The organism is Candidatus Aegiribacteria sp. (assembly GCA_021108005.1).
In the GTDB taxonomy this organism is placed as follows: domain Bacteria; phylum Fermentibacterota; class Fermentibacteria; order Fermentibacterales; family JCC-6; genus Aegiribacteria.
Window position 1 is genome coordinate 1 of sequence record JAIORS010000035.1, and the last position, 6,129, is coordinate 6,129.

The following is a 6,129-nucleotide window of genomic DNA, read 5'->3' on the forward strand; positions in this document are numbered from 1 at the left end:
AGAGCCTGTAGAGCCCCGAGCCCCTCAATTTGGTGCCCCCGACACGACTCGAACGTGTGGCCTACGGTTTAGGAAACCGCCGCTCTATCCTGCTGAGCTACGGGGGCACCGGAGAGAGCAATTATGTAATTTCATCTGAGGTTAGTCAAATTCGTGAACTAATTATCCAACGAGATTAATTGAATCACCATCAGCGTACAGCATACCTTCTACAGTAGGAACAAATTCTGATCCTGACAGGATAACTCTGTTGTTTTCGATCATAGCATTCAGATGGTCTCTGTTAATACTGACTCCGGTTTCAGTTTCAATTTTCTCAAGATCGAAACCTATACTACAGCGCAAACCAAGCATTACCGCTTCCAGTGCTACTTGTTCACATGCAATTTCTTCTCTTCCTGCTACAGAAGACTTTCCGCTTTTCATCAGCCTGAGATATTCCTCTATCGAGGCCACATTCCAGCTCCTTGTGTTTCTTCCATTGAAACTATGAGCAGAGGGACCAAGTCCGATGTAAGGAGTTCTATCCCAATATGAACTATTATGTCGGGAGATGAAGCTCTTTCCCCTTGTGTAATTGGACACCTCGTAATGGAAATAGCCTAATTCCCTCAGAATCTCATCTGCCGTGAAATACATTTCCCGGCAGGTTTCCTCTTCCGGTTTGAACAATTCTCCTGCATTTATGGCTTTTGCTATAGGCGTTCCTTCTTCCACTGAAAGCTCATAGCAGGATATGTGCTCAGGAGCCAGATCCTCGATGCGCTTCAGATCTTCTAGCCAGTCTTTTAATGTCTGTTTGGGGATTCCGTACATCAGATCTATTGAGATATTTCCGAATCCTGCCTTCCTGGCGCTTCTGAAGGTTTCAACTGCCCTGGTAGAATTGTGTATCCTTCCAAGTGTTACAAGTGCGACATCACTGAAGGACTGAATGCCTATACTGAGTCTGTTGAAACCGATCTGTCTTAATGTGAAAAGATCTCTTTCAGTAACAGCGCCTGGATTCGTTTCAATGGTACACTCATGTATTTCGGATGTATCAGCAATATCATCAACAAGGGTAAGGAATTCACTCCAGAATTCAGGTGGAAGAAGCGTTGGCGTCCCTCCACCGGCGTAAATGGTCCCTATGATGTTGTCTCTCGCTCTCTGTTCGAGTTCGGACAGGAGAGCTTTTCCAAAACTAAAGCGGGTTCGATCATTGCTTTTCACTGAATAGAATGAGCAATAGCTGCATTTTTTTTTGCAGAATGGGACATGAATGTACAAACCGGATGATTTCACTTCCAGGACTCCCAACTCGAATCATCAAGATCCGTTAAGTAGAAGAAAACTATCCGGGAATCAAATTCATTCATCATCACTTCCTTCGCTATCGGGAACATGAATATTCAATCTCTTAAGCAGTTCCGTAAGTGGCTGGTAATGACTTCCTTTCCAATAGATTTTTTCGCATTCGATACATATACTGAATTCACTGTAGTACTTTTTCGTAAGTGGCTCAAGCCGGTGCAAGATATTATCCTTGCTCACATGCTCAAGAAATGCGCCACATCCAGGACATCTGGAAAAGGGCTTCACTGATTCCCTTAGGTCCAGCCGGTTGAGAATCTCGGTCGCCTGCTCCTCCGGATTCTGGCTGTGAAGATAACAGCCATGTGTTACTATATTCCTCTTCAACAACATCGTATCTCTGGTAAGAAGTATTCTATGTTCCTGCGACGAGATTTCAGCCAGTTCCTCATCCGGGATATTACCTGGAAATTTAGCGTCAAATCCGAGAAGTCTTAGTATAAGAGCAAGCTTACCCAGATGAACATCCAGAACAAATCTGGTTTTCCTAAGCGGTTCCGGACGAAGGGCTATGATTTGTGTTACGTCAATACTCTCGAAAACAGGATAAACACTTATTCTATCCCCTGCCTTCACTTTTGCGCTGAAATCAACGGAACTACCGTTTACAAGTATCAGTTCTATTTCAGTATGTGGAATACCTGCTGATTCTATCAGATGTTTGAGGGAATAACCTCCATCGAGCGGATAGCTGAAACTCTTCTGTCTCCAACGCTTTGGTAGAAAATCGTTCAGTTCTGCGTAAACACGAATGGAGACTGCTCCAGGTGTGGTGGTCTCTTCACTCATCCTTTCGTATGACTCCATTACCCGCAATTGATTCCGCATGGGGCTATCATCGATTTGCTGCCACTCATATTGCCTACTCCATTCTGATAGAAGATGGATGTGTGGAAGGGATATGTCCAGGGCTTGGCAGTTACAGTATGGGTATTCTGTTGATATTGATATTTTAATCTATATAATTATATTTATTATGATAATAATGCCCGGATGCAAGACCTGACCCTAATCTTCGCGGCGGAGAACTGCCAGGAATGCTTTCTGAGGAATGGCCACGCTTCCCACCATCTTCATCCGTTTCTTACCTGCCTTCTGCTTTTCAAGCAGTTTACGCTTCCTGGTAATGTCTCCCCCGTAGCATTTAGCGGTAACATCCTTTCGGAGAGCATTTATCGTTTCTCTTGAAATAACCTGTCCTCCGATTGCACCTTGAATGGGTATCTTGAATTGCTGCTTCGGGATTTCTTCTTTCAGGTTCTTACAGGCGGCAACCGCCCACGGACGCGCCCTGTTACGGTGTACAAGCATAGACAGGGCTTCAACCTTCTCGTGATTCACCAGAATATCCACCTTCACCAGGTCTCCAGGCCTGTAATCCGTTATCTCGTAATCGAAGGAACCGTATCCCTGGGTAACAGATTTAAGTTTATCGTAGAAATCGTATACAACCTCACCCAAGGGTATGTCCGCTGATATTTCCACTCGTTTCTTGCCTACGTAAAGGTTCTTGTAATTCTCTCCCCTTCTGTCCAGGATAAGTTTTGTAACGGGTCCTATGTAACGGTCAGGCATGATAATGGAAGCTCTTATAAACGGTTCCTCTGTCAGGGCAATACTGGCGGGATCGGGATAATCAACAGGATTGTCCACCGAAATAACACTGCCGTCAGTAAGAGTTATCCTGTAACGCACTGTAGGAGCGGTCAGAACAAGGGAAAGATAGAATTCCCGTTCAAGTCTCTCCTGCACTACCTCAAGGTGAAGAAGCCCCAGAAAACCGCACCTGAAGCCGAAACCCAATCCTGGGGATGAAACCTTCTCGTAAATTAGGGAGGCATCGTTCAGTTTCAGCCTTTCGAGAGCAGCAACCAGGCTCTCATAATCTTCGGATGAAACCGGATAAATTGATGAGAACACCACTGGTTTTACTTCTTCGTACCCCCCAAGAGGTTCAAGTGCCGGATCAATTGCGCAAGTAACAGTATCACCGGATTTCACATCCTCCACCGTCTTGATGCCAGCAATAAGGTATCCAACCTCTCCTGCTGTAAGCCTGGAACATGGTTCTCGTTTTATCCCGAAATGACCGACTTCCTCAACTGTGTATTCCTTACCTGCAGCCATCATGAGGATATCTTCACCGGCTGTGAGTGAACCCTCCTCTATCCTGAAATAAACAACCACTCCTCGGTAAGGATCGTATATGCTGTCGAAAACTCTGGCCCTCAGAGGTATATTCTCTCTGCTGTCGGGAGGGGGTATTTTCTTAACAATGGCCTCAAGAAGTTCCTCAATTCCCTCTCCGGTCTTGGCGGATACGCAGATTGTATCATCAACATCAAGCCCCAGTTCACCTTCGATCTCACCCATCACCTCCAGGATGTTCGCAGAGCTAAGGTCTATCTTGTTTATCACAGGAATTATGGTAAGGTTCTGTTCCATAGCTTTGTACAGGTTCGCTACGGTCTGTGCTTCAACCCCCTGTGCAGCATCTATTACAAGAAGTGCTCCTTCGCAAGAAGCAAGTGCTCTGGATACTTCGTAAGAGAAATCAACATGTCCGGGAGTATCAATGAGGTTGAGTTCACATTCTATACCCTCTTCAGATGTGTAGTTCATCGTAACAGCAGTGCTCTTAATAGTAATTCCGCGTTCCTGCTCGATATCCATAGTATCAAGCATGAGATCATGGAATTCTCTTGCGGATACTGTCCCCGTTGCCTGAAGAAGCCTGTCAGCAAGCGTTGATTTACCATGGTCAATGTGGGCAATAATACAAAAATTTCTGATATTCCGGCGCAAAGCTCCTCCTTCAACGTAAATGCTAATATGATTGGGGAATCTGATGTTTCCAAAAGGAGGAAAACAAATTGGATTTTAAACCGAATAAACTTCAGCTTGTGAATAACTGCAGAATAGGTGATGGAACGAAGATCTGGAATTTCGTAAATCTCTACGGGTGTACTATAGGCCGCGACTGCATGGTGGGCTGCTTCACTGAAATACAGAGTGGCGTAGTGATAGGGGACAGAACCAGGTTTCAGAGTCACAGCTTCGTCTGCGAAATGGTTGAAATCGGCAGTGACTGCTTCATAGCCCATGGTGTGATGTTCATTAACGACATCTACCCTCCACAACCGGATCCCGCTGACTGGAAGGGCACGGTAATAGAGAATGGAGTAAGCATCGGATCAAACGCGACGATACTTCCTGTAAGAATAGGTGAGGGAGCCATAGTCGGAGCGGGCGCAGTTGTTACAAAGGATGTTCCCCCGGGAGCGGTTGTAGCAGGCAATCCAGCGAGAATACTGAGATACAAGGAATAAAAGACAAAATCCAACACCTGCCCCCTCCTCGAACATCACAGGATGCTCAAACTACTATAGGAGATCAAGAGGACTTATAACTGATTGCTTGAATTCCTTCATTACGTGCAGATAAATTCTTGTTGTCTCAAGATTCTTATGCCCCAGCAACTCCTGTATTGCACACAGATCAACACCTGACATAAGCAAATGTGTAGCAAAACAGTGACGAAGAGTATGAACTGTGGCATGCTTTGTTATACCTGCTTTTTTCACTGCTTCTGACATTGCCCTCTGTACCGTGCTGGGGTGAATATGGTGCCTCTTCACCTTTCCAGATTCAGGATCCACAGAGGGACTGAAAGAGGGGAACAGGTACTGCCATTTCCACTCGAAACCAGACTTCAAATACTTCCGCTGAAGTGCAGATGGCATCGAAACCGGGATATTCCCCTGCAAGAATAGTTTTTAAACCTCAACCAGGTGATCCTGCAATTCCGGGATCAGATTCCTGCTTAGTACTGTTATCCTGTCCTTGTCGCCCTTACTACTTCGTACTGTTAGGGATCCTTTCTCCAAGTTCAGATCCTGAATCCTTAAACTCAGAGCCTCGTTAAGCCGCAAACCACTTGAATAGATAACTTTAAGGACCAATCCTTGTACTTTCGAAGTTAATCCCAGAATTGCAGCAACCTCATCCTGCGAAAGCACAACAGGAAGCCTCTTGGGTTTCCGTGCCCTGACGGCGTCAATATGCTCCGGTTCCTTGTTCCAAACATTTCTGAAAAGGAAAAGAATAGCGTTGAAAGCCTGATTCTGAGTGGATGCGGCCACACTTTTCTTAAGTGCGAGGAAAGACAGATATGCAATGAAAGAAGAATCTTGCTGTGGTTTCATCTCTCGTAAAGAACAGAAATCGAAGTACTTCCTGCTTCAGGAGGAATAACTTTTTACTGTACTCCGGGCATAGTGTCGTACGTGGAGTTTCCTGATAATGGTTTGAAGAGGATCAACCTCATCAGATCCAATCGTATTGATTTTATCATCCGGTGAGAATTGCTGATAAAGCTTCACTGCATCGAGTGCCAGTCGTATCTGCCAGTCATGCTTTCCTTCATTGCTGAGAACATCTGAATAGGATGCTTCGTCTGGATGATCAAGATCCAAGTAATGCTTAACCCACCAGACAATGTAAGGTAAGTGGTTATCATTCACCAAATTTTGACTTCTAAGATTACTTTCAAACTCTTCCAGTATTTTATGCATGATATTACTTCCTCTGCATATGAAGCTGCAGTATAACACCGTGATCTCCATTGTTAGTATACATTTGTTTACCTTTTTGTGTCAAGGTATGCTAGTTGACTCAAGAAATACCCCATGTTATCCTAATGCAAGATAACTAGTAACTTGAGTTATACTGCAGCAATAGAATCATTGTTCGAAGGAAAAATATGAAAACACC

7 protein-coding genes and 1 tRNA gene are annotated in these 6,129 nt (G+C 44.7%); 1 reads left to right on the forward strand and 7 read right to left on the reverse strand.

Annotated elements, in window-relative coordinates; genetic code table 11:
* Positions 1-30: 30 nt before the first annotated feature.
* The 4 genes from K8S15_02515 to lepA all read right to left on the reverse strand — a co-directional run bounded on the left by K8S15_02515 (position 31) and on the right by lepA (position 4,182).
* Positions 31-107, reverse strand: a tRNA-Arg gene (locus K8S15_02515).
* Between the two features lie 55 nt (positions 108-162).
* Entirely contained in the window at positions 163-1,287 is a 1,125-nt protein-coding gene (hemW, locus tag K8S15_02520; protein MCD4774907.1) for a radical SAM family heme chaperone HemW, read from the reverse strand.
* A gap of 66 nt (positions 1,288-1,353) precedes the next feature.
* Positions 1,354-2,145 carry a Mut7-C ubiquitin/RNAse domain-containing protein gene (locus tag K8S15_02525; GenBank protein ID MCD4774908.1) on the reverse strand — a complete coding sequence of 264 codons (792 nt, stop codon included), beginning with the start codon at positions 2,143-2,145 and terminating at the stop codon, positions 1,354-1,356.
* Between the two features lie 219 nt (positions 2,146-2,364).
* On the reverse strand, positions 2,365-4,182 hold the full coding sequence (gene lepA / locus K8S15_02530) for a translation elongation factor 4 (protein MCD4774909.1): 1,818 nt from the start codon (positions 4,180-4,182) through the stop codon (positions 2,365-2,367).
* Between the two features lie 158 nt (positions 4,183-4,340).
* Here lepA and K8S15_02535 point away from each other — a divergent pair, with 158 nt between their 5' ends.
* On the forward strand, positions 4,341-4,685 hold the full coding sequence (locus K8S15_02535; GenBank protein MCD4774910.1) for an N-acetyltransferase: 345 nt from the start codon (positions 4,341-4,343) through the stop codon (positions 4,683-4,685).
* A 54-nt stretch (positions 4,686-4,739) separates the two neighbouring features.
* On the opposite strand, the gene K8S15_02540 is transcribed toward K8S15_02535, so the two are convergent.
* From K8S15_02540 to K8S15_02550, 3 genes are read right to left on the reverse strand one after another with little or no spacing between them, the layout of a single operon-like run.
* Positions 4,740-5,099 (reverse strand): tyrosine-type recombinase/integrase, encoded by a 360-nt coding sequence (locus tag K8S15_02540; protein ID MCD4774911.1) that lies wholly within the window; start codon positions 5,097-5,099, stop codon positions 4,740-4,742.
* Positions 5,100-5,132: 33 nt separating this feature from the next.
* A complete protein-coding gene (locus K8S15_02545; GenBank protein MCD4774912.1) occupies positions 5,133-5,561 on the reverse strand; it encodes a site-specific integrase in 429 nt (142 codons plus the stop codon).
* Between the two features lie 36 nt (positions 5,562-5,597).
* The gene (locus tag K8S15_02550; GenBank protein ID MCD4774913.1) at positions 5,598-5,930 is read right to left on the reverse strand and encodes a hypothetical protein; all 333 of its coding nucleotides are present in this window, start codon (positions 5,928-5,930) and stop codon (positions 5,598-5,600) included.
* Between the last annotated feature and the right edge of the window lie 199 nt (positions 5,931-6,129).

Excerpts from the sequence above, each read along its gene's own strand:
- K8S15_02540 (MCD4774911.1), bottom strand. The coding sequence starts at position 5,099 with ATGCCATCTGCACTTCAGCGGAAGTATTTGAAGTCTGGTTTCGAGTGG.
- K8S15_02545 (MCD4774912.1), bottom strand. The coding sequence starts at position 5,561 with ATGAAACCACAGCAAGATTCTTCTTTCATTGCATATCTGTCTTTCCTC.
- K8S15_02535 (MCD4774910.1), top strand. The coding sequence starts at position 4,341 with ATGGTGGGCTGCTTCACTGAAATACAGAGTGGCGTAGTGATAGGGGAC.
- K8S15_02550 (MCD4774913.1), bottom strand. The coding sequence starts at position 5,930 with ATGCATAAAATACTGGAAGAGTTTGAAAGTAATCTTAGAAGTCAAAAT.
- K8S15_02525 (MCD4774908.1), bottom strand. The coding sequence starts at position 2,145 with ATGAGTGAAGAGACCACCACACCTGGAGCAGTCTCCATTCGTGTTTAC.